Source organism: Acinetobacter sp. DSM 11652, from assembly GCF_900109815.1.
GTDB lineage: Bacteria > Pseudomonadota > Gammaproteobacteria > Pseudomonadales > Moraxellaceae > Acinetobacter.
The window spans coordinates 232678-256470 of record NZ_FOBK01000003.1 but is presented as its reverse complement, the minus strand read 5'-3'; the positions used below and the strand labels follow the sequence as shown (position 1 = coordinate 256470).

The 23793-nt window shown below is 39.7% G+C and carries 21 protein-coding genes; 10 read left to right on the top strand and 11 right to left on the bottom strand.

The window, feature by feature from the left end; genetic code table 11:
- The first annotated feature begins 16 nt into the window (after positions 1 to 16).
- The 9 genes from BMW42_RS04910 (at position 17) to BMW42_RS04870 (ending at position 11168) form a co-directional block, all read left to right on the top strand.
- Complete coding sequence (locus BMW42_RS04910) at positions 17 to 520, top strand: Hcp family type VI secretion system effector (protein ID WP_092766611.1); 504 nt, start codon at positions 17 to 19, stop codon at positions 518 to 520.
- Between the two features lie 68 nt (positions 521 to 588).
- A complete protein-coding gene (gene tssE / locus BMW42_RS04905; RefSeq protein ID WP_092766610.1) occupies positions 589 to 1068 on the top strand; it encodes a type VI secretion system baseplate subunit TssE in 480 nt (159 codons plus the stop codon).
- A gap of 13 nt (positions 1069 to 1081) precedes the next feature.
- Positions 1082 to 2890: a type VI secretion system baseplate subunit TssF gene (gene tssF / locus BMW42_RS04900; RefSeq protein WP_092766609.1), complete on the top strand. Its 1809-nt coding sequence runs from the start codon at positions 1082 to 1084 to the stop codon at positions 2888 to 2890.
- The gene (gene tssG / locus BMW42_RS04895) at positions 2854 to 3849 is read left to right on the top strand and encodes a type VI secretion system baseplate subunit TssG (protein WP_092766608.1); all 996 of its coding nucleotides are present in this window, start codon (positions 2854 to 2856) and stop codon (positions 3847 to 3849) included. The genes tssF and tssG overlap by 37 nt, the downstream gene beginning before the upstream one ends.
- Positions 3846 to 5252, top strand: a complete 1407-nt coding sequence (locus tag BMW42_RS04890) for a hypothetical protein (protein WP_092766607.1) — start codon at positions 3846 to 3848, stop codon at positions 5250 to 5252. The genes tssG and BMW42_RS04890 overlap by 4 nt, the downstream gene beginning before the upstream one ends.
- Before the next feature lie 25 nt (positions 5253 to 5277).
- A complete protein-coding gene (tssM, locus tag BMW42_RS04885) occupies positions 5278 to 9117 on the top strand; it encodes a type VI secretion system membrane subunit TssM (RefSeq protein ID WP_092766606.1) in 3840 nt (1279 codons plus the stop codon).
- 43 nt (positions 9118 to 9160) lie between these two features.
- Entirely contained in the window at positions 9161 to 10120 is a 960-nt protein-coding gene (gene tagF, locus BMW42_RS04880; protein ID WP_092766605.1) for a type VI secretion system-associated protein TagF, read from the top strand.
- Positions 10120 to 10878, top strand: coding sequence for an OmpA family protein (locus BMW42_RS04875; RefSeq protein ID WP_092766604.1), 759 nt, complete (start codon positions 10120 to 10122; stop codon positions 10876 to 10878). The genes tagF and BMW42_RS04875 overlap by 1 nt, the downstream gene beginning before the upstream one ends.
- A 23-nt stretch (positions 10879 to 10901) precedes the next feature.
- Positions 10902 to 11168 (top strand): PAAR domain-containing protein, encoded by a 267-nt coding sequence (locus tag BMW42_RS04870; protein WP_092766603.1) that lies wholly within the window; start codon positions 10902 to 10904, stop codon positions 11166 to 11168.
- Between the two features lie 135 nt (positions 11169 to 11303).
- Here the strand turns inward: BMW42_RS04870 and BMW42_RS04865 are convergent, their stop codons facing one another.
- From BMW42_RS04865 to ribF, 5 genes are all read right to left on the bottom strand, one after another.
- Entirely contained in the window at positions 11304 to 11846 is a 543-nt protein-coding gene (locus BMW42_RS04865) for an NADPH-dependent FMN reductase (protein ID WP_092766602.1), read from the bottom strand.
- Positions 11847 to 11964: 118 nt separating this feature from the next.
- Complete coding sequence (locus BMW42_RS04860; protein WP_092766601.1) at positions 11965 to 12447, bottom strand: FKBP-type peptidyl-prolyl cis-trans isomerase; 483 nt, start codon at positions 12445 to 12447, stop codon at positions 11965 to 11967.
- Entirely contained in the window at positions 12440 to 12982 is a 543-nt protein-coding gene (gene lspA / locus BMW42_RS04855) for a signal peptidase II (RefSeq protein WP_035270556.1), read from the bottom strand. The genes BMW42_RS04860 and lspA overlap by 8 nt, the downstream gene beginning before the upstream one ends.
- Positions 12975 to 15821 carry an isoleucine--tRNA ligase gene (ileS, locus tag BMW42_RS04850; RefSeq protein WP_092766600.1) on the bottom strand — a complete coding sequence of 949 codons (2847 nt, stop codon included), beginning with the start codon at positions 15819 to 15821 and terminating at the stop codon, positions 12975 to 12977. Before ileS ends, lspA begins: the two co-directional genes overlap by 8 nt.
- Positions 15822 to 15882: 61 nt before the next feature.
- Positions 15883 to 16884 carry a riboflavin biosynthesis protein RibF gene (gene ribF, locus BMW42_RS04845; RefSeq protein ID WP_092766599.1) on the bottom strand — a complete coding sequence of 334 codons (1002 nt, stop codon included), beginning with the start codon at positions 16882 to 16884 and terminating at the stop codon, positions 15883 to 15885.
- Between the two features lie 189 nt (positions 16885 to 17073).
- Here ribF and BMW42_RS04840 point away from each other — a divergent pair, with 189 nt between their 5' ends.
- Complete coding sequence (locus tag BMW42_RS04840; RefSeq protein ID WP_171260678.1) at positions 17074 to 17643, top strand: phosphorylase family protein; 570 nt, start codon at positions 17074 to 17076, stop codon at positions 17641 to 17643.
- 77 nt (positions 17644 to 17720) lie between these two features.
- Here BMW42_RS04840 and BMW42_RS04835 read toward each other — a convergent pair whose 3' ends face one another.
- From BMW42_RS04835 to BMW42_RS04810, 6 genes are all read right to left on the bottom strand, one after another.
- A complete protein-coding gene (locus tag BMW42_RS04835; protein WP_035264923.1) occupies positions 17721 to 18335 on the bottom strand; it encodes a TetR/AcrR family transcriptional regulator in 615 nt (204 codons plus the stop codon).
- A gap of 315 nt (positions 18336 to 18650) precedes the next feature.
- Positions 18651 to 19445, bottom strand: coding sequence for an ABC transporter ATP-binding protein (locus BMW42_RS04830; protein WP_092766597.1), 795 nt, complete (start codon positions 19443 to 19445; stop codon positions 18651 to 18653).
- 8 nt (positions 19446 to 19453) lie between these two features.
- On the bottom strand, positions 19454 to 20308 hold the full coding sequence (ssuC, locus tag BMW42_RS04825) for an aliphatic sulfonate ABC transporter permease SsuC (protein WP_092766596.1): 855 nt from the start codon (positions 20306 to 20308) through the stop codon (positions 19454 to 19456).
- Positions 20305 to 21480 carry an FMNH2-dependent alkanesulfonate monooxygenase gene (gene ssuD / locus BMW42_RS04820; RefSeq protein WP_092766595.1) on the bottom strand — a complete coding sequence of 392 codons (1176 nt, stop codon included), beginning with the start codon at positions 21478 to 21480 and terminating at the stop codon, positions 20305 to 20307. The genes ssuC and ssuD overlap by 4 nt, the downstream gene beginning before the upstream one ends.
- Before the next feature lie 21 nt (positions 21481 to 21501).
- A complete protein-coding gene (locus BMW42_RS04815; RefSeq protein ID WP_228143083.1) occupies positions 21502 to 22434 on the bottom strand; it encodes a sulfonate ABC transporter substrate-binding protein in 933 nt (310 codons plus the stop codon).
- An 81-nt stretch (positions 22435 to 22515) separates the two neighbouring features.
- Positions 22516 to 23490: a sulfonate ABC transporter substrate-binding protein gene (locus BMW42_RS04810; protein ID WP_092766594.1), complete on the bottom strand. Its 975-nt coding sequence runs from the start codon at positions 23488 to 23490 to the stop codon at positions 22516 to 22518.
- Positions 23491 to 23793 lie beyond the last annotated feature (303 nt).

The following is a 23793-nucleotide window of genomic DNA, read 5'->3' as shown; positions in this document are numbered from 1 at the left end:
AAAACAGGAAATCTTCATGAAAGATATATATGTTCAATTTCGAGGAAAATACAAAGTAGACGGCGAATCTCGTGACACTGAGCACAAAGATTGGTTGGAAGTTAATTCTTGGTCTCATAACATCCGTCAGCCTAAATCTGCGACATCTTCAAGTGTTGGTGGTCATACTTCTGAGCGTGTTGAACATTCAGACATGTTGTTCGTTAAAGATTTAGATGCGACTAGCCCGAAACTTTGGGAAGCATGTTCTGCTGGTTACACTTTTGATGAAGTACAAATCGATTACTACCGTGCGAATGGTGATAAGCGTATCAAGTACCTTCAAATCAAATTGAAACATGTTCTAGTTTCAAGCGTAACACCATCTGTAAATGCTGAAGGTGTTCCGACTGAAGCATTTGGTTTGAAATATGCTGCTGTTGAATGGACATACAACCAACAAGATATCGATGGTACTCAAAAAGGTGCGATCACGAAGCAATGGTCACTTTCTAACAACACTGCAAGCTACAAAGCTTAAAGTCTTGAAAGTGAGAGGAGTAGGGGCTGACTTAAGTTGGCCTTTATTCATCTTTTAGAGTAGGCAAGATGAAAACAAATTTAGATCATCTTTATCCATTTGGCTTCCGTGCAACTTTATTTGACCGCTTGATTCCAGAATATGAGGATCAGATCAAAGGCTTATCTATGCAAGAGCTACGTGAATCTGTTGCACATGACTTGGAAGATCTACTCAATAGTCGAGTAGCCAAGTTTGATCAAATTGATGACTTCCCTACGGTTAAAGGCTCGATTGCACAGTTTGGCATTATTGATTTTGTTGGATTATCAACAGCCAATCCAATGGATCGAGACAAAATTTGCCAATCTATTCAGCAGTCCATTGCGGCACATGAACCTCGCCTACGACAAATTCAAGTTGAAATGTTGTTAGACAGCGACAATATGGGCGCACTTTGCCTCAGTATTCAAGCATATTTAAATATCCATCCATTGTATGAGCCTGTAGTTTTTGATGCTTTATTGAAACCAACGACACAACAATATGTAATTTCGGCTAGATCTTAAGATTGGGGCTTTTGTGATAGAAGAACTTTTACCGTACTACGAAAAACAATTACAAGAATTTGGTCAACAATCTCGCGAGTTTGCTCAGAAGTATCCTAAAATTGCCCAACGGCTCTCGCTCAACCAAGAACAGATTGATGATCCACACATTGAGCGCTTAATTCAGGCGTTTTCGTTGATTGCTGCTCGAATTGATAAAAAATTAGCAGACAGTTATGACGTTTTTACACGTGCTTTATTTGAGGTGATGTTCCCTCAATATCTAAGACATTTTCCAAGTTGTACTGTCGTCAGTTTCGAGGATCAAAATAAAATAAAACAATTAACTGAAGCTCACGTCATTCCGCAGGCAACAACGCTAAAATCACGAAGCTTTAAGGGGGTACAATGTGAATTTAATACCTCTCAAGCTGTACGATTACTTCCCATTCAACTGAATCAAGTTCAATTTAAAACGAACCCAAGTGCTCAAATTCATCTCAATCAAAATGCCACTTTGCAATTAAGTTTTGAAACTTTCAATGAAGCAGGCTTGTGGATTCATCAAGAAAAACTCCCTATTTATTTAGATGCTATTTCAAATTTTCCGCTGCAAGTTTTGGATAGTATTTTCAAAAAAGATACGACTTTTACGGTACGCATTGGAACACAGCTTTATCAAATTTCTAATCCATTTTCCTTAATGGGCTTTGAGGAAGATGAGAGTTTATTGCCTATTGATCAACATACACATCATGCCTATCGCTTGTTGATGGAATATTTTTGTTTTGCAGATAAATTCAGCTTTCTTAATCTTGATTTGTCTTTTTTAAGAAATTTATTAGATCAACAAACGAGTTTTGATCTCCAAATTCATTTTAAGTTAAACCTAAATGATCAGGCGATTATTCGTAATTATTCAGAGCTGAATGTTGCAAATTTCAAATTATTTAGCACGCCGGCTGTTAATCTTTTTGAAAAAAATGCTGAACCACAAAAAATACATCATCGACAACTTGAATATCCATTGATCACGGATGCGCATCATCCTGAGTTTTATCAGGTCTATTCGATTCAGAAAATGCACATGGTTCGTGAAAAGATTAATCAGGAACAGGTTTATCATCCAGTGTTGCCGTTCTTTGGAATGAGTCATTACCATGATGAAAATGTCCAATTTTTCTATGCATTGAACTCATCACAGCTCAACAATAAGTTTGTTGAAACGGGTTATTCCATTATTTCTAAGCATTTACAGCCGTATGATACAAAGTCTGATTTTATTAGCACCGTATTGCTATGTTCGAATCGGAATTTACCGCATGAAGCATTAAGCCAGTCAAATAATATTTTAAATCTGAATGATAGTAGTTTGGCACGTCGAGCGTTGGTATTGAAGCGTCCGAGTTTACCCTATCAATTTGAGCAAAATCAGAAAGAGCAATGGCGCATTATTTCTCATCTTTCATTAAATACGTTAGCACTGATGAAAGGGGATGCGGTAGCACATTTAAAAGAATTATTAGAGTTATATAACTTACCGGCGAATAAAGAAAATCATCTGTTAATTAATTCGATTAAACAAATTGAATTTAGCCTGACGCATAAGTTGGTTGAAGCAAAACCTTTCCCGCTTTTCGTACGAGGACTCAAAGTTGTTATCCGAATCGATGAACAAATATTCAGAGGTCATAGTCTTTATATTTTCAGTCAATTGCTGAGTCATGTGTTTAACTTAAAAGTGCAGTTAAACAGTTTTGTCGATGTCATAATCGAAGATGCTCAATCACAACAGGAGTTATACCAATGCGTGCAGAACGTTGGTGGCAAGAAGCTTCTGTAACAGACCATTTATTTCAACAGCCGACTGCATATGAATTTATTCAGTCGATTCGATTGTTAAGACATGTGCCCTATGCTCGGCCACATACACCATGGGATCGTGATTTTAAATTTCATCCTTCCTTAGAGCTTAACTTCCCTAAAAAAGAAATTGAATCACTCGCTTTAGAAGATGAAAAAGTTCAGCTTACAAATTTAATGGTGGGTTTGACTGGAATGCAGGGGGCATTACCCTATAGCTATACCAATAAAGTTAAATCAGCACCACGCAAATTTCGAGTTGAAACAACGCAATTTTTGAGTTTATTTAACCATAAGTTCACTTCACAATTCGTTGATGCGACGGTCAAGTACAATTTACCAGTACGGTATGAGGTCGAGTCTGAAAATCATTATCTGAATATTATCCATGCATTAAATGGTTATATTAGTCAGCAACATCAACAACAAGAACTTGATGATTATTTTGCTGAATTTGCAGGATTAATGCAGGGGCAAAATAATACAACACACGCTTTAAAAACCATGATTGCACAGGTATTTAATCAGCATGTGGCAATACAAGAGTTTATCCCTGAAAAATTTAAATTAGAGCTTCAGCAGAGAACATCCTTAGGAGGGGCGACGCCAAGCTTGTTAGGATTGAATACATTTTGTGGAGAGACTATTACCCAAATTGATGGCAAAATTGAAATTCAAATTGGACCGTTGGATCGTAAAACTTACCTAGATTTTCTACCACAACAAAAACTAAGTTTAAAATTAAAAAAACTACTACAAAGCTGGTGTAGCCCAACCTTATTGGTTGATGTTCGTTTAATTTTATCAAAACAAGAAATACAGCCTATTACTTTAAATTCGGAGCATTCTATGGGGCTTAGTCAGGGTGCCTTTTTAGCTCATAATCAACCGCTAGACAATGATGAAACTTGCTACCCATTGCTTGGAGTAGCGTCATGATCAAAATCATTGTTGGAGTGTTCCTTACTGTTTATCTGGTGATTTCTGCGATTGTGGTGCTGTATTGGCGTGACATCAATTTTGATCCTTCTGGCAGTGATCTACTTATCTTTTTTGGATTGTTACCTGTTGCAACCACTGCTTTTTTGGTGATGCCCTATATGATTTATCATTGGATAAAAGAGCAAAAAAATAAACAGAATGATCCTCAACTTAGCGATGAGACCACAATTGAGGAGCTACAGCCTGAGCCTGTGGTGTGGATCAATTTAAATGTCTATCGCGCTTATGCACTCAATGCTTTGGGTGAAAATCATCTGATTATTGATGCGATTCGGGAGTTCAAGAGCCCTGAACTTGATGACAAATTATTGAATGGGTATGGCTTGCCTATTCTGAGTTATCGAATTTCTGATTTAGACGTCGAACAAGATGAAGAGGATGAATATAGCTTCAAACGGCAATACCGCATTCATCAATTGATTCTGACTCAACTCGAACAACAAACAGAAATACTCTGGGAAATTAGTGAGCATTTAAAAAAATCAGCGCTTTTCTACGATACTCAAATTAGCCAATCTTATCGTATGCATCCAGCATGGATTGATCCTCAGGCTGAGTATCATGATGGGGAAGAAGATATTCCTTCTGTGCAGCAAGTTTATCGACTGAATAAGCTTAAAATCCACCTGGTTCTCGCTGAAGAATTACTGCATGTTTGGGATGAACAAGATTCTGAGCAACTCATTTCAGACTACCTGAGTCAGCTCAATTATATTCCTGAAGTGTTTCACGTGGAACACCACTATTGGGGTGCTGAAACAAGCTATAGTGAATGGATTCATCTTTTACAAAGTATTGAAAAAGATGAGTCGTCTATAAGTCTTGTGTTTATCGTTGATTCCGAAATTGATCAAGATACATTGGATGAAAAGATTTGGATTTCAGAACAATATATTCCTGCAGAATATATTTCGAGCTGTTGTTTAGCTTCTCCTAAAATTCAAATTGAAAATGTTTTACCTACGAAAACATTAGATATTGCGATAAATGAAAAACAACTGAAACAGAGTTTAGATCGCTATAACATTGATCATCAGTTCAAAGTGGAAAATGAGCAGCCCTTTACAATTCTGTTGGATGACATTACTCAACTCAAAACACTTAAGAAAATTGAGCAAAATTTTGCCAATACGAATATTGAGCAACATCACTATTTAATGCTTTTTCCAACACTTGGGAATACACAAAGCTTAGCTAAAATTTTTGGCTTTACTCTCGCTTTTCAGCTTGATGATGCCTTGATGACAATGGTGTATACAACTCAAAACCCTGATGTTCAGACATTTATTCAAACCTATCAATCAGAATCACACATAAATCCTGAGCAGCAAAACGTTTAAAAATTTACGAAAAAATGAGAATACAATGCACACGATATTAGGCTATGTATGGCAGTACGTTTCAAACCCAAAGGCAATCATTGCATTGTCATTGTTTGTTGCCTTAGTGTCTGCCTATCACACGATACCTAGACAGTATTTCTGGCCGCTTGCGGTGGCTTATGTACTGGGTCTAATCGGTTATGGAATCTATTGGTTCATTCAACGCAAACGCCATGAGAAACAAGGGGAAGAATTGGCGGAAGCAATCGAAAAAGATACCCAAGCTGAGTATGGTAAGCAGAAGGATAAAGATGAACTGCAATTGGTTCATCAACAGATGAAGGATTCAATTCAGCTCATTCGTAAGTCAAAGCTGGGTGATAAAAAAGGGAATGCAGCGCTATATGAGTTGCCTTGGTATATGGTCATTGGTAACCCTGCTGCCGGTAAGAGTTCTGCCATTTATAACTCGGGGTTAAAGTTCCCATTCGAAGAAACGCATAAAAATGCAGTGTCTTCAGGTTTGAGTGGAACACGTAATTGCGATTGGTTTTTCTCAACAGAAGGGGTGTTGTTAGATACGGCTGGTCGTTACTCAGTCTATGCAGAAGATCACTCTGAGTGGATTGGTTTTTTGAACTTGCTCAAAAAAAATAGATCTAAAGCGCCGATTAATGGACTGATTGTCACCGTCAGTATTGCCGAGTTAGTTAGTCAAAGTCCTGAAAAATCGTTGAAACTCGCTAAAAACTTGAGAGCACGTATACAAGATTTGACGGAACGTTTAGAAATCTTTGCACCTGTGTATTTGGTGTTTTCTAAAATGGATTTGATCGCAGGATTCACTGAGTTTTTTGATTGCTATGATCAGGATGAATTTGACCAAGTTTGGGGAGCAACGCTGCCTTATAATCCAGATTCATCTGAAAATGCTGTTGATCTATTCGAGCATCATTACAATATTTTGTATGATGGATTGAAAAGCGTAAGTACGACTCATTTAAGTCGCCGTCATGCACAGAATATCTCACCAAGTGTGATGACTTTTCCGCTTGAGTTTAAGACTTTAAAGCCAGCACTCAAAACTTTTATAGGAACACTATTTGAGGAAAACCCGTATCAGTTCAAACCTGTATTCCGTGGTTTTTACTTCACGAGTGCCTTACAAGAAGGAACGATCGAGAGTCCAATGACGGAGCAAATTGCTCAAGAATTTAGACTTCAGAAAATTCCGAACAGCGAACATGGTATTCCACAAAATTCTGTATCACAGAATCATGGGTATTTCTTAAAGGGATTATTTTCAGATGTCATTCTGAAAGATAAAAACTTGGTGAAGCAACATATTAACCCAGCGAAAAAGCGCCAACGTTATTTGAGTTTTATTGCAGCTTTACTTGGGGTATCTGTAATTTTAGGCCTGTGGGTGTGGTCTTACCGTAACAACCAACAGTTGATCGCAGATGTTCAAGCCGATCTGAATAAAGTGATGCAAATGGAGCAGGCATCAGGTCAGCATTTGGCGACACAGCTCGACTCGTTACTAATTTTACAACAGCGTTTAGAACAGTTAGATCAATTTGAAGAAGATCGTCCATTAAAATTTGGCTTTGGTTTGTATCAAGGTAATGATCTGCGAGAAAAACTTAAAACCGAATATTTAAACGGTGTGCGACAAATTGTTTTAGAACCGTCTCAACAAAATATTGGCCAGTTCTTGCAACGTGTCAAAAATAATGAAGCGACACTAAAAGAAAATCACGTTAATGTTGAAATTCAGCAAGTATCGGCTAAACCTGCACAAAATGCTTTGGAACCTTCTGATTCGAATCCCCAAGATGCTTACAACGCATTGAAAGCTTATTTGATGATGAGCAATTCAAAATATATGGAAGCAAGTCATCTGAGTGATCAGGTTACGCGCTTTTGGCGTTCATGGTTAGATGCCAATCGTGGACAAATGCCACGTGGTGAAATGATCCAAAAAGCGGAGCAGGTGCTGACCTATACCATGACATTGGCGAATGATCCAAAATTCCCACAGTTGTCAGCGGATGCGCAATTGGTTGATCAAAGCCGACAAGTATTGTTGGCGGTGATGAAGGGTATGCCAGCACGTGATCGAGTTTATAATGAGATCAAAATGCGTGCTGCCGTACGATATCCAGCAGTGACAGCAGCTCAAATTGTAGGTGAGAACAATCGTAGTGCCGTATTAGGTTCTTATGCTCTTCCTGGGGTATTTACATATAAGGCATGGAACGAATATATCGATCAAGCCATTGATGAAGCTGCGAATAGTCCGACAGACAGTCGTGACTGGGTGTTGAACAGCAATCAATCAGATGACCTCACCTTTAGTGGTAGTCCAGATCAAATTCGTAAGCAGCTGACTGAACTCTATAAGAAAGAATATATCGCAGAGTGGCGTAAATTCTTGAATGGAATTTATTATGCAAAACAACCTGATTTTGCCCAGCAACATAAAACTATAGATTTATTGGGTGAGCCTCAAAACTCCCCGATACGTTTGCTGATTGAGCATACAGCGAAAGAAACCAATTGGGATAACCCTGTGGTTCAAGCGGAATTGGCTGCTCCACAAACAGGATTTATCGCTTGGTTTAAACGCAAGATTCTTCGTCAAGATAATACCAATGAAATTCAACGTGCAGCTGAGCGCGCTCAAGGTACTATCTCAAAAGAATTTAACGTTTTTTATCAGTTGGTTCGTAAACGTGATGATCAGCAAAATAAATCATTACTTGATGAGTATTTAGAAAATCTCGCACAGGTACGTAGTAAGTTCAATGACCTCCGAAATGCAGGGGATATTGGCCCAAATGCGATGGCTTTGGTAAAACAAACCATCAATGAACAAACCTCAGTATTTAATACTACGCAAAAACTTGTCGATGAAAAACTGACGGTCGGTCTGAATGATATTGACAATAAGCTCATTCAAAAGCTTTTGGTGAGTCCACTGACACAATCCTTTGCAAGCTTAATCACGCCAGCACAAGATGAGATTAATAAATTATGGGTGATGCAAGCTTATCAACCGTTCAATCAGACTCTGAGCCAAAAGGTTCCATTCAATACCTCGGCTTCAATCCAAGCGACGAGTAGTGAAATCGGTCAAATCTTCGGTGAGGGCGGTAGTATTGCCAATTTTGTTAAAGAAACGCTCGATCCATTTGTGATTCGTCGTGGCTACACACTGACTTCTAAAACGTGGAAAGACCAAGGCATTATCTTGAATCCACAATTTGTGATGAGTTTCCAACGCTATGTTTCACCACTTAACGGTGTAGCTACAGGTACTTTGTCACAAGGTTCTGCGCCTGCTGCGACCAATCAGTCCAACTTCCAATTCTATCCATTGTCTAATCCACAGTTGCTGTCTTATACGATTGATATTGATGGTCAGCGTATGGTCTTTGAAAATGGTATCCAACAGTGGGTGAACTTTGTTTGGCCGAATACTGGTGCTATTCCTGGAGCACGTATTACTGCAGTCGATCTCGAAGGGAAAACGCATACGATTTTTGATGCACCAGGTGAATACGGGATCAATCGTTTGATCGACTCTTCGCAACGTCGTGATCAAAATGGTGTCATCGAAATGACTTGGGCAAGTGCTCAACAACCATCATTAGCGGTAAAAGTAAACTTTCGTTTGATCAGTGGGAATTCAGGTCAAGGTGGAACAGGCGTTGGCTCTAATCGTGATTTAAACGGTTTGCAATTGGTTGATAAGGTGACGACCAACAAGGCGACAGCACGTGTGGTATCTGCTCAAAAGGCACCAACACCAGCACCTCAAGCTGAGAATTCAACGAATACGGCATTGCAAAATGCAACACAAGGAGCACAGCCATGATGTATGGAGTACAACTTAAGATGGATCATCAGTAGGAGGCGATATGTACAGTGTGAAAACAACGCCTTTGTACTATGGTAAGAGTCCTGCTCGTGGCGATTTTCTGAAAACCAAAGGACAGTATTCTTTGATTCAAGTGATTGATCAGTGGATTACTGAAGCACTTGAAATGGCAATGAGAAATCCAAACTTCGATCAAAATTATCAAAGTTTGGCATCATTAGATTTCTTTATTGCCAATCCGCGTGAAAATATGTTCTTGGTTGCAAACTTAGTGACCAGCCAAGACAGCTCAGGTCGTCAGTTTCCTATGGTGTTGAGTCACTTATTGGAAGTGGATGCACCCTACCAAAATTTGCTCTATGCACCTTATAGCTATAAGCCAGTTTTGATTGACTTATTTCAAAGAAACCGAGTGATTCGTCAAATTCGAGATGCTGATGATTTAATCGAAAAACTGGCTCAGCTCAAAAAAGAAATTCAAGTTCTTGATGTAACTGAATCAACCGCTTTTTTTGAAAATCATACCATGCATTCGTTTGCACAAATGATGAAAATATCGGTCTATGAGCTTGCACAAAGCATGATTGGACTAGGTCTTTTACTCCAACCTGTATTAAAAAATGGAACGAGTAAACTGAATAAGGTGTTAATTTTACCGATTCACAACCCTAGTTTTTGTTATGAAATCGCAGCATTCTGGGTTAGTTTAATTGCAAGATTTTTGCCAAAACATAATACCGAAGTGTTAATTGGTATTCTTCATTCAGAACGTCCAGTTTTATTATTTGGCTTTCAGGGCGCAGATATTGAAGCATTAAGTGATATTTTCAATCAGAACTTAAGCTCTGAACATTGGGTTTCATTGGTACAAGCACAGTGGATTGATCGCTATTTGGAGCAAAATGCAGGTCTTGCTGCACTCGAGCAATCTTTGTGCGAACGACAGTTGAGTTTAAATCAAGGAATGAAATTATTCCGACAGACTTTTATAGAAGAATAATGATGAAGAAAACCTTATTAAAGATTTCATTGCTTAGTTCGATATTGAGTATAAGTGTTATATCGTTTGCGAAAGAAATTATCGTTGAGGGAGTTGTTCCTAACGAGATGAGCAAACAGGCCATATTGAATAAAATGAAAGTGGTCTATAGCCAAGACCAAATTATCGATAAAATTCAGGTTCGTCCTGTCACTGCACCCAATGGATGGAGTGATTCCGTGACACAAGTCATTACACCTGATCTTAAAAAAGTTTCTCAAGGAAAATTGAGTGTAAGAGGAACACAAGTTGAGCTCACAGGTAAAGTCCTCAATCAAAATGATATCGTACCGACTCAAAATACATTTCAAAATTTAGTTGTGGCACCTTATCGCTTTAATGCACAGTTATCTGTGAATCATGCAGAACAAGCCATCATTGATAATGCTTTAAAAAATCGAATTATTGAATTTGCTTCTGGAAGTGCCACACTTTTACCAGCAGGCACACAAATTTTAGACGAAATGGTGGTTGCGCTAAACAAAGTTCAAGGCAAAAATGTCAAAATCATCGGACATACTGACAGTCAAGGTAATCCACAGAAAAACAAAGAATTGAGCTTGCAACGTGCGGATGCAGTAAAACAATATTTGATTGCCAAGAATATTTCACCTTCACGATTAAGTACAGCGGGTATGGGTGCTGATGAACCTGTTGCAGACAATGCAACGGAAGAGGGTCGTAAGAAAAATCGAAGAATCGAGTTTGAAGTTCAATAAAATATTATAAAAGGAACAAGTGTATGGCTTTCCCTTATATTACGATTGGCTCTCCAACCACTGGTGGTGGGCAGGTTATTTCAGCAAATAGTTCTTTCTTAATCGAAGGTAAGCCAGTTGCTTGTGTAGGGGATAAGGCCACCTGTCCTAAACATAAAACGGTGACGACAATTGTTGCGGGTGACAGCAAAATGGTTATTATGGGAAAACCCGCCGCACAGCATAATTCACCTTTGGCATGTGGATGCAAATGTATAGGGAATCAAAGTTTAACGGTTGGACAAAATTAGTTAATTCATTGGGATCTGTATCTAAAAAGAACCCTCTAATTTTAGAGGGTTCACTTTTTCAACTATAATTTTATCTCGATCAAAGTGTCTTCGGTATTTGTAATCGCGCACCTACTGATGATCTGAAGATGATTATTACGCACTTACATATTGCACAATTTTATCAAACGCAGATTTAAGCGCTTTGTCATCGAATTCATTGCCTTCGAATGTTTCATTGCGATTGCGTGCAAAAATATCGCGAATCTCAACCACGGCATTTGAGTCGACTAAACCTAATTGCGTAGCAACTTGACGGATTTGATCGATAGAGCGAGAGCCATTACTACCGCCATAACTGACATAAGCAGCAGGTTTTCCATTCCACTCTTTACCTAAATAGTCGAGTGCATTTTTAAGTGCAGGGCTGTATCCATGATTATATTCAGGACTAATAAATATAAATGCATCACCTTTCGTGATTTGAGCAGCCCATTCTTGTTGCTTAGGTTGATCATATATACCCGTTAGTGGTGGATTTGCTCCAGCGAAAAACGGTAAATCCCATTCTTTTAAGTCCACAATTTCTGTCTTAATCGTGCTGTAGTTATATGATGAAATCGTGTTTTGAACCCAATTTGCAACTTTAATGGCTGTGCGGCCTTCTCGAATGCTTCCCACAATAATTTGAATATTCACCAAATTTATCCTTCTAACTGTTATCACACTGACTTTAAAATGTTTTTTTTTAAAGGTAGATCGAAAATGTATCTAAAAAAAAGCGCCATAAGGCGCTTTTTTATGTACGAATCAGGCATTACATAATTTTGATGCCTTGCTGACCTGCTGGTGTTACTTTGAAAATTTCAACTTCAAAAGTAATGTCCTTACCAGCAAGCGGATGGTTAAAGTCGACCTCAGTGATATCATCACCAACCGATTTAACCACACCATATAATGACTGCTTTGCTTTATCTTCAAACTCAATCATTTGACCTTCAGCAGGACGTTGCTCAAATTTAACAGTATCAAATTTTTGCACGTTCTCTTGGTTCCAAGGGCCAAAAGCATCTTCAGCAGGTAAACTTACTGTACGACGGTCACCCGCGCGTAAGCCAAATAAAGCTTTTTCAAAACCAGGCAATAAGCTGCCATCACCTATCACGAGGCTTACAGGTTCTTCGCGACTACGGGTATTATCAATTTCAACACCATTTTCAATGGCTACTGAAAAGTGTAAATGTACTTTTGAACCCGCTTCAATGCGAGTATCTTCATTTGGATTAATAAAATTAGTCATTTTGCGCTTCCGCACGTTGAATACGATGTTTCTCTAAGAAAAAAGTATCGATCAGCATTAAGATGGTACCTAAAGTAATGGCACTATCTGCAAGGTTAAAAGCAGGGAAGTGGCTATTGTTATAGTAGACATGAATAAAATCTACAACATAGCCTAAACTTACTCGATCAATAAGATTACCAATCGCCCCACCTAAGATGAGTGCGATGGCTAAAGGCAATACTTTCATGTTTTTTGGCATACGCATAATCCAAAACACAAAAATAACCGAGACAATTCCTGCAAGTGATGTAAAGAAATAACGTTGCCATCCACCGGCATCGGACAAGAAACTAAAGGCAGCGCCGTAGTTATGTAGTAATGTCCAATTTAAAAAAGGTAAAACAGGTACAGGGTCTGCATAAGTCAGATGTGTACTTGCTATCCATTTAGTCCATTGATCCAAAATAATGGCAACAATAGACAATCCTATCCACCACAAATTGTGGGGATAGAATTGGAATAAACCTTTTTTATTATTTTGTGGATTAGGCATATTTTCTCTCTTCGCCTTGACCTGTAGGGAGGTTAATAATACAACGACCACATAGTCCTGGATGTGATGGATGTGTATTCACATCAGGCAGAACATGCCAGCAACGAACGCATTTTTCTCCGTCAGCAGCAGAAACTTTCACATTCAAGCCTTCTAAGTCAGATACTTCACCTTGTGCTGCATCGAAACTATTGACTATCACTTGTGAAGTAATGAGAACGAAACGAAGTTCATCGCCTAATTTGTCTAGAACGGCTTTAAGTTCATCATTCGCCCAAAGCTCAACCTTAGCAGACAAGTTTGAACCCACAGTTTTCGCACCACGTGCTGCCTCGATAAACTTATTTACTGCCGATTTCACATTGATCAATGTTTGCCATTCAGTTTCTGATACGACATTGGCACTTGATGCAGTCGGAATATCATACCATTCAGCAGTGAAGACATATTTCTCAGTTTGACCGGGAATCAATGGCCAAGCTTCTTGTGCGGTGAACGTTAAAATAGGTGCCATCCAACGTACAAATGCTTGAACCAAATGGTACAACGCAGTTTGTGCAGAACGGCGTGCTTGAGAATCTGCTTTGGTGGTGTACTGACGGTCTTTGATAATGTCTAGGTAGAAACCACCTAAATCGTTGATACAGAAATTCGTCAGCGCACTTGTCACGATATGGAAGTTCATATCTTCGTAAGCTTTCTTAATGGTTTCTTGCACTTCTGAAGCACGTTGCAAGATGTATTGATCAAGTGCAATCAAATCATCAATCGCTAAGCAATCAGTCGCAGGTTGGAAACCATTTAAGTTTGCTAACAAGAAACGCAATGTGTTACGAATACGACGGTAACCGTCTGAGGCACGGTTAAAGATTTCTTTACCTGCGGTCATTTCATAACGGTAGTCTGCAGATGCAATCCAGAAACGAAGGCCATCAGCACCCATATCTTTAATGATGTCTTGCGGTGTGATGACGTTACCGATCGATTTCGACATCTTACGGCCTTTCTCATCGACCACGAAGCCGTGTGTCAACAAGCCTTTATACGGTGCGCGTTCGTTGATTGCCATTGAAGTCAACAATGAAGATTGGAACCAACCACGGTGTTGGTCTGAACCTTCAAGGTACAAATCAGCAGGGTCTTGTAGCTCTTCACGTTCACGAAGGACTGCAAAGTGTGTTGTACCTGAATCGAACCATACGTCTAAAGTATCTCGAACAGCGTTATAGCAATCTGCATCATCACCGATGAATTCGCGTGCATCACGGTTATACCAACCATCAATACCTTCTTGCTCGATTAACTTCGCAACTTCTTCAATCAATTCAGGTGTACGAGGGTGTAACTCGTTAGTATCTTTATGAACGAAGAATGGAATTGGCACACCCCAAGTACGTTGGCGAGAGATACACCAATCTGGGCGACCTTCGATCATCGCTTGAATACGGTTTTTACCCCAATCTGGTACGAACTCAATATCATTTTCAATCGCGTTCAATGCACCTTGGCGTAGACCTTTGGCATCCATGCTGATGAACCATTGTGGTGTCGCACGGAAGATAATTGGAGTTTTATGACGCCAGCAATGCGGGTAGCTATGCTTGATTACGACATGTGCCCAAAGCTTGGTTGCTTCAGTCAATGCTTCAATAATTTTTGGATTAGCTTTGTAGATGTGTTCGCCCGGGAAGATTGGCGATGTTGGTAAATACACCCCATTACCACCGACTGGGTTTTCAACTTTTAAGTTGTACTGTAAGCCAACTTTATAGTCGTCCACACCGTGACCCGGAGCCGTATGTACAGCACCTGTACCGCTACCATCGGTGACGTGCTCACCCAAGATCACTGGCACTTGGCGTTCAGCGATTAAAGGATGTTGAAGCAGTAAGTTTTCAAGTTTAGAACCTGTGAATTCAGCAAGCACTTCAAATGCAGTGAAACCATAACGCTGAGTCGCTGACTCAACCAATGATTTTGCAAGAATGAAGTTTTGCGCAGATCTTTCTTCACCAGTGGCTTTCACCAATTGGTATTCAAGTTCAGCGTGGAGTGCCACTGCTTGGTTAGCAGGCATGGTCCAAGGTGTTGTGGTCCAAATCACGATGTCGGTACGTTCAGCAATGTCTACACTCAAACGTGCAGAAAGGTCAGCTAAATCAACAACGCTGAAACCCACATCAATTGCGTCTGATTTTTTGTCTTCGTATTCAACTTCAGCTTCAGCCAATGATGAACCACAGTCTAAACACCAGTTGACGGGTTTAAGACCTGGTTCGATATGACCTGCTTTGGCAATAGCACCCAATGAACGCACGATGTCGGCTTCTTGTTTAAAGTTCATCGTTAAGTACGGATTGTCCCAATCACCAAACACGCCCATACGCACGAAGTCTTTCTTTTGCAGTTCAACTTGTGTGTAAGCATATTCACGGCAGGCTTTACGGAATGTAGAAGCATCTACTTTTACGCCGACTTTACCGACTTTTTCTTCAACTTTAAGTTCAATTGGAAGACCATGACAGTCCCAACCTGGTACGTATGGTGCATCAAAACCATCCATTACTCGGCTTTTAATAATGATGTCTTTTAAGACTTTGTTAACCGCATGACCTAAGTGAATTTGACCATTTGCATATGGAGGGCCGTCATGAAGCACATATTTTTTCTTGCCAATACGCGACGCACGAATCTGCTGATAAATGTTGTCGGCATACCACTCTTCTAACCATTTCGCTTCACGTACTGCGAGATTTGCTTTCATCGCAAAGTCAGTACCTGGGAGGTTTAGCGTGGCTTTATAGTCCACTGCATTTTCAGGAGTTTGCTTATCGCTCATGCAAGTTGTCTTCCAATTTAATCAGTCTAAAGCTGACGCGTTTTACAAAAATTAAGGAGTATTAATAAGGAAAGTTGGGGTTGTTTCGGCGAAACTCAAGCAGTTGCTCAACATCATCATCGATCCCAGCTTTGAGTGCTTCTAGCGAAGGATAATTCTTTTCGCCATGAACAAAGTTCAAAAATGTTACCCGCATTAACAGGCCATACAGATTAGCAGAAACATCAGGGAAATGTACTTCTAATCGCCACTCTGGATGTTCCTGTTCGATGGCTGGTCGGGTGCCGACATGTCCTGCACCGAAAAGGGCTGTAGCCTTATAACCAGCGATACCTTGATATTCGGCATTTTCATTGCGAACTTTGTCTTTTAACGATTCTGTTTCACAAATCACTTCAACACCATAGATGCCATGCAAACAGGGTTTATGGCGGTTTAGACGAACATTGATAGTTGGAAAGTTAATGGTGCGACCGATTTGATCACCATATTGAACACGACCCGTAATGCTATACGGGCGACCAAGTAGCTCCGCAGCTTTTTTAAGATCACCTGCAGCCAAAGTTTGGCGTATTAAGGTGGAGCTAATACGCTCGCCATTCAGTTCAACGTTATCTAAATCGGTGACTTGAAAACCATAATCGCGCAAGAATTGGCTATTACCTTGTCGGTTTTTCCCAAAATGATGATCTTCACCGAGTACCAGACTTTGGGTATTCAGTTTGTATTTTAGAATATCAGCAAACTCTTCCGCACTTAAATTACGGAAAGTGTCATCAAATTTGGCAACAACAATATAGTCGATACCAAGTGCAGCCAAATGTTCCACTTTTTCACGTAATGAACTAATTCGTGGTGGTGCATCGTAACTTTTAAAATATTCTAAAGGCTGTGGCTCAAAAATCATCACCACAGTTTTTAAATCTTGTTGTTGTGCAATGTCTTTTAATTGCTGAACCATCGCCTGATGACCCAAATGAACACCATCAAAATTGCCAATGGTGACGGCAGTTTTGGGCAATTGAAAGTTGGGCGCTAAAGCATTCAGACGGAGTAGCTTCATGGGCGAAATGGTGACTAAAATTAATTTGGGCTATATATTGCCATATTCTCACAGTTTCGTCTTGTTGTTGTGTTTTTATTCAATACTTTTCTTATTCTAGATCAAGACGCTTGAGTCATTAGATCAAAGAAACTTTTATTTCGGGATATATTTTTGTCTAATGTATTCCATTCGAAATTTAATGAGTAAGTGATGTCTGATCTAGCCCTAATTATGGCCTTAGCAAGTGAATCTAAAGGATTATTCGAAGCTGAAAATATTGCAGTACATTACAGTGGTATTGGTAAGGTGAATGCAGCATTTAAAGCATTTGAAGTGATTCAAAAAACGGGATGCACAATTTTGCTGAATTTAGGAACAGCAGGAAGTTCGCATTTTGATGCACATTCCTTGGTTGAAGTAACGACATTTGTACAGCGAGATATGGATGTTTCACCGCTTGGCTTTGAAGTTGGTGTTACACCGATGGATCAGGAATTTCCCGAAGCGATTAACCTAGAGCCGTATTTTCAACATCTTCCCAAGGGCATTTGTGGGACTGGCGATAGCTTTGAAACTGGTGAACCTAAGGTGCCATGTCAGTTGGTTGATATGGAAGGATATGCGCTCGCCAAAGTATGTAAGAAACTTGGCGTTCGTTTGATTTCCGTGAAATACATTACAGATGGGGCAAACGACACCGCACATTTAGATTGGGAGGAGAACTTGTTGTTGGGCGCTCAAAAATTATTGGCTTTATATCAGAGTATGGAACACTAAATTTTGAAGATTTTGGCGACCATAGAAACTATGGTCGTATGCCAGAGATCAATCTCGAAGAGATTTAGATAAACCAATTATGGTCGAGGTAAAATACCGTATAGCATCATATGGACTGTATGCTCGATGGTACGTTGATACATGGTGCGATTCCGTAAGGTTTTTCCCGTTACCATTTCAGTTTGGGTGCTAAAATCAGCATAGTTTTGTGTGATACCCCAAAGGTTAATAATTAAAACCTCAGCATCGATCTTGTCTGATATTTTGCCTTGCTCTTGCCACGTGGAAATGACTTTAGATTTACGTTTGAAGAGTTTTTTTAATGGGCCTTTCAAAATTGGCAGGATATGTGGTGCGCCTTGGATAATTTCTAAAGCAAATAATTTTGATGCCTTATGTTGAGTACGGGAAACCTCAATCTTTTGCATGAGATATTGCGTGATCGCTTCAGCAGGCTCTAAATCAGCTTCCAACATTTGCAGTGGAGCTAACCATTTTTGCATGACAGTAGTCAGCACTTCGACATAGAGCGCTTCTTTATTTTCATAGTAATAGAAAATATTCGATTTGTGCATTTCCGCGAGTTGTGCAATTTCATCTAAGCTTGCACCACTAAAACCATACACAGAAAACACATCTAATGCAGCAGCTAAAAGCTGTTGACGTTTTTGCGTACTCTTCTTTTGTTCCATCTCGTCAGTAAATTATAAAAAGGAACCTCAAATTGTACGGTAAAACGTGCGATTTGTGCACAAGGATTAGGGCATTTGCAAAAGAATATGAAGAATAATTGTGTAGTTAAGTGATAAAACTAATAATAAGACACATGTACAATTTATTTGATAAACAAATACATATTACTCATGTGGGAAATGCTGATCGAGAATATCTTTTAATTTAATTAAAAAAAGCCATTTATCAGTACGAAAAGTGTCTAATTTTCCGACGAAAATTAGACACTTCCATTTACCTTATTCAACAATTCAGAATGTCATATTTTGTATCGCTTAAGTTGAAAGTACGGCTTCTAAAACTTGTTGTTCAAGCTCTGCAAATTTGACATTTTTTTGTCGCGGTCGTGGTAAATCTACTTTGAACTGATGTGCGATATGACCTTTATCGAGCAAAATAATACGATCTGCTAACTGAACAGCTTCACTGACATCATGTGTGACTAAGATGGTGGTGAAGCCTTGTTCTAGCCATAGTTTCTCGATTAAATTTTGCATGTCTAAACGCGTAAGCGCATCTAAAGCCCCCAAAGGTTCATCAAGTAATAGTATTCGAGGGGTATGAGACAAGGCACGTGCTAGCGCTGCTCGTTGACGTTGTCCACCTGAAAGTTGTGCAGGCCAAAGTTCAGCTTTTTCATTTAAGCCAACTTTTTCCAATAATGCGTCAGCCTTATCATGCTGGGATTTATCTAAGCCCAATTGCACATTTTTTAAAATGCTTTTCCATGGTAATAGGCGAGGATCTTGGAACATGACGCGGATGTCATCAATGGTAATACCTTCACGAAAGTTCAGTGCAGATTTAAATTTAATCTCACCATAACTCGGTTGTTCTAAATCCGCGATTAACCGTAACAACGTACTCTTACCACAGCCACTTCGACCCACAATGGCAACAAATTCACCAGGTTCTATATGTAGGTCTAAATCCTCTAATACTTTAACTTTGCCATAGAACTTGTGCAGTTGTTCAATATTGATTTCTGCACCGATCTTTTGTGGAGCTGATCTGGCATGATCTGGAATGACATGTTCATCAGCGAGATTTGAAATACTTAAATCAGTCATACGCATTCCTATTTTTTATAGCCTGGATGCCAGCGTAATAAATATTTTTCTAAGGCAACCGCGAGTACATCCGCTAATTTACCAAGTAGGGCATACAGTAGAATCCCAACTAAAACGACATCTGTTTGTAAAAATTCACGCGCATTCATGGTCATGTAGCCAATTCCAGCTTGTGCCGAGATGGTTTCAGCCACAATTAAAAGAACCCAAACTAAACCTAGTGCGAAGCGCAAACCAACTAAAATGGAAGGAAGAGCACCTGGTAAAATAATTTCTTTGTATAAATGCCAGCGTGTTAAACCATAACTCTTGCCCATCTCGATCAACTGAGGATCTACAGATCGGATACCGTGATACGTATTGATATAAATTGGGAAAAACACGCCAATCGCAACCAAAAATAATTTGGCAAATTCGTCAATTCCAAACCATAGAATCACCAATGGAATTAAAGATAAAGCTGGAATATTACGGATCATTTGTAGGGTCGTGTCGAGTAACGTAGAGGCTACTTTAGATGAGCCATTTAACAATCCTAAAAATAATCCTAAGCCCCCACCAATCAGCAAGCCAATCAGTGCACGTCCCGCACTGACTTGGACATGTGTCCACAGTTCACCACTGAGCAATAGATGCCAAAAAGCTAAAACCACTGCGGTTGGAGCAGGCAAGACACGGCTTTCTAAAATGCCAGTGACTGAAGCCAGTTGCCAAATCACAATAAGAAAAATGGGTACTAACCAAGGCAACAAACGTTGCCCCAGTTGTTTGATTCCTCGAGAGAGAAAACCTTCAGGTTTAACCACCTTGGTTTTGCTCAACACGATAGAATGTTTTTGAGTTTTATCTACCGCTGTTGTCATGCCGGCTCCTGAACCTGATCTCCTTTTTTATTTTCTTCAGGAGTATAGTTATTCGCGACAATCTCACCAAAAGGACCAGTCAGATTAGGTTGAGTCAGTTTTTGGCGTGTTTCTAATGGTAGAAGAGGGAATACCAATTCAGCAAAACGAATTGATTCTTCAAGGTGCGGATAACCCGAGAAAATAAAGGTATTAATGCCTAAATCTGCATATTCTTGGATACGTGCCGCCACAGTTTCAGGGTCACCTACTAATGCCGTGCCTGCACCCCCACGGACGAGACCTACGCCAGCCCATAAGTTTGGTGACACTTCAAGTTTCGAGCGATCTCCATTATGAAGTTCAGCCATACGACGTTGACCAACAGAGTCCATTTGTTTAAATTTTTTCTGTGCCGCAGCGATGGTTTCATCATCAACATACTGAATTAATTCTTCAGCAGCTCTCCATGCTTCCTCGTTGGTTTCGCGGACGATGACATGTAAACGAATACCGTAATCTAGGGTGCGACCTTTAGCTGCCGCCTTAGCGCGGACATTTTCAATTTTTTCTTTAACCGCTGCTGGAGGCTCTCCCCAAGTTAAATAGGTATCTACTTGATCAGTTGCCAGTTCAACAGCATCATCAGAAGAACCACCAAACCACAATGGTGGATAAGGTTTTTGGACGGGTGGATATAATAATTTTGCATCGTCCACGCTTAGACGTTCACCATGGAAAGTGAAGCTTTCACCCGTATGTGAGCGTTTTAAAATTTCGCGCCAAATCGTAGTATATTCAGTCGCAGTTTTATAACGCGTTTTATGATCTTCATAGACGCCGTCACCTTTTAACTCTTGCTCATCACCACCAGTAACCAAGTTCAATAGAACACGGCCATTTGAAAGACGGTCAAAGGTTGCTGCCATACGTGCAGCCAGTGCAGGAGTGGTTACCCCTGGACGCAAAGCAACGAGAAATTTAAGATTTTTGGTGGCATCAATTAAACTTGCGGCAGTCAACCATGGATCTTCACAAGAACGACCAGTCGGGATAAGCACACCTTCATAACCTAGATTATCCACCGCCACAGCGATTTGTTTCATGTAGGCATGGTCGACAACACGTCCGCCTTTGCTTGTACCTAGGTAGCGACTATCACCATGAGTAGGAATAAACCAGAAAATTTTCATTACTTAAGTCCTTAATATGAGTTACTTACCAGTCCATACGACTTGGTTAATTTGTATCGGTTTAGGAATGATTTTGAGCTCAGCAAAGCGATCAGCCAGTTGTTGCTGATCTGCAATGACTTTCGCGGTTAAAGGTGCTGCATAAGATGGACGAGGTCGGCGCTGAACAAAGGTTTGGCTCACATTCGGCTTTAAACCTGTTGTTTTGGCAAAAATCGTTGCTGTAGTTTTTAAGTTCTTTTGAACCCATTGATCAGCAAGATTAATCTGTTCAATGACACCTGAAATCGCTTGAGGATGTTTGTCGATAAACTTGCCTGAAGCGAGATAGAACGTGTAATTCGGGCTCAGCCCTTGTCCAGTAGTCAAAACTTTTGCTTTATCTTCAAGTTCAGCAGCAGCGTAATACGGGTCCCAAATGGCCCATGCATCAACAGCACCTTTTTGGAATGCTGCGCGTGCATCAGCAGGACTTAACCAAATTGGTTTTACATCGCTCCATTGCAAACCTGCTTTTCGGACGGCTTGGACCAATAGATAATGTGAACTAGAGCCACGATGTACTGCGACACGCTTGCCTTTGAGGTGTTTAAGCTGAGTAATTTTGGATTTTTGCGGCACTAAGATTGCTGAAGAAAGTGGCTTCGCCGCCTCATAAGCAATGTAATGCAAAGGTTTGTTTCCTGCTTGCGCATAAACAGGGGGGGTATCACCTGTTGCACCAATATCCACTGAACCCACTGCAAGTGCTTCTAAAATTTGAGGACCACCAGGGAACTCATTCCATGTAATTTTGGCATTGGGAAATTCTTGCTCAAACAGTTTTTGCTGTTGAGCAATCACCAAATTTACGGAAGATTTTTGGAAGCCAATGCGTAATTCTTTCACTGAGGGATCAACAGCCCATGCAGCTGAGCAACCCAACATCGCACAGGCAAATAGCATCGTTGTCATTGAATGACTTGAGGTTTTAAACCAAGTGTGTGCTGTATTTCCTGATTGATATTGAGTCATGTTCATCACCTTTTCATGTTGTTATTTGGGTGTAGGCGCAATAATTGCGGCCTGAATATTGATTTTGTTTGGAATCAATTTCTGTTGATGGAATACATCGGCAACTTTTTGCTGATGTTGAGTAACTTCAGTACTAATTGGATAAACGCCGAAGCTTATACGTCCAATTGAGGTTTGAAGAATTTTGTAATCTAGACCTGTAGGCTTCACGAGCAGTTGAGCGGCTTCATCTTTATTGGAAGCAATCCAATCAGATGCTTCATTAAGTTCTTGAACAACGGTTTGTATAATTTCAGGATTCTGTTCAACGAACTTACGATCAGCCATATAGAATTGGTAGTTATTGGCATGCCCTTCGCCAGAAGCGAGAACACGTGCGCCGATTTGATGCTCTGCCGCTGCAAAGAACGGATCCCAGATTACCCATGCATCGACTGCACCGCGCTCAAATGCTGCACGAGCATCCGATGGTGGTAGGTAAACCACTTCAATATCATCAAGCGTCAAATGATTCTTTTCTAAGATCTTCAAGAGAAGATAATGAACGTTAGAACCTTTGTTTAACGCTACACGCTTACCTTTAAGTTGTTGAATATCTTTGATGTTCGAATTTTTTTGAACAATCAACGCTTCAGCGCGTGGAGTCGCAGGTTGATTTGCGACATAAGCCAAATTTGAATTCGCTGCTTGGGCAAAAATAGGGGGTGCTTCACCGACTTCACCAAATGAAACACTGCCGACATTCAAACCTTCTAACAGTTGTGGTCCACCTGGGAACTCTACCCATTTCACTTGAATGTTTTGATCCTTCAACGCGGCTTCTAATTCACCACGTTCTTTAATCACGGGCAGTAAGCCATACTTTTGATAACCGATATTTAACACTTGGGTTTTATCTTCTTTTTTTGAGTCGCAACCAGTGAGTAGCAAAGCACCTGTTAACGCAGAAGACAAAATGAGTGTTTTTTTCCAAAGATTAGCGTTAAAGCTGCTCATATTGAAAATCCTGAAAACTTAAAAATAAAAAAAATCAAAAAAATAAATGCGTCATGTAACGCGCCTAAGTTAATGAATTTTCTATTTCGTAAAAAATAAGAATTCAGGAATTCCTAATGAATAAAAAAGATAAAATTAAAAGAGAAAAAAATATCTAAAAAAATGCAAAAGGCTCAATCTAAGAATAAAGATATTTTTGTTTCTAAGTTTATGAAATATATAAATATATATTAAAATATTCAATTGTGATAAGGATATGATTTGTATGAATATATCGAATGATTGTGAACATAGTTCAACTAG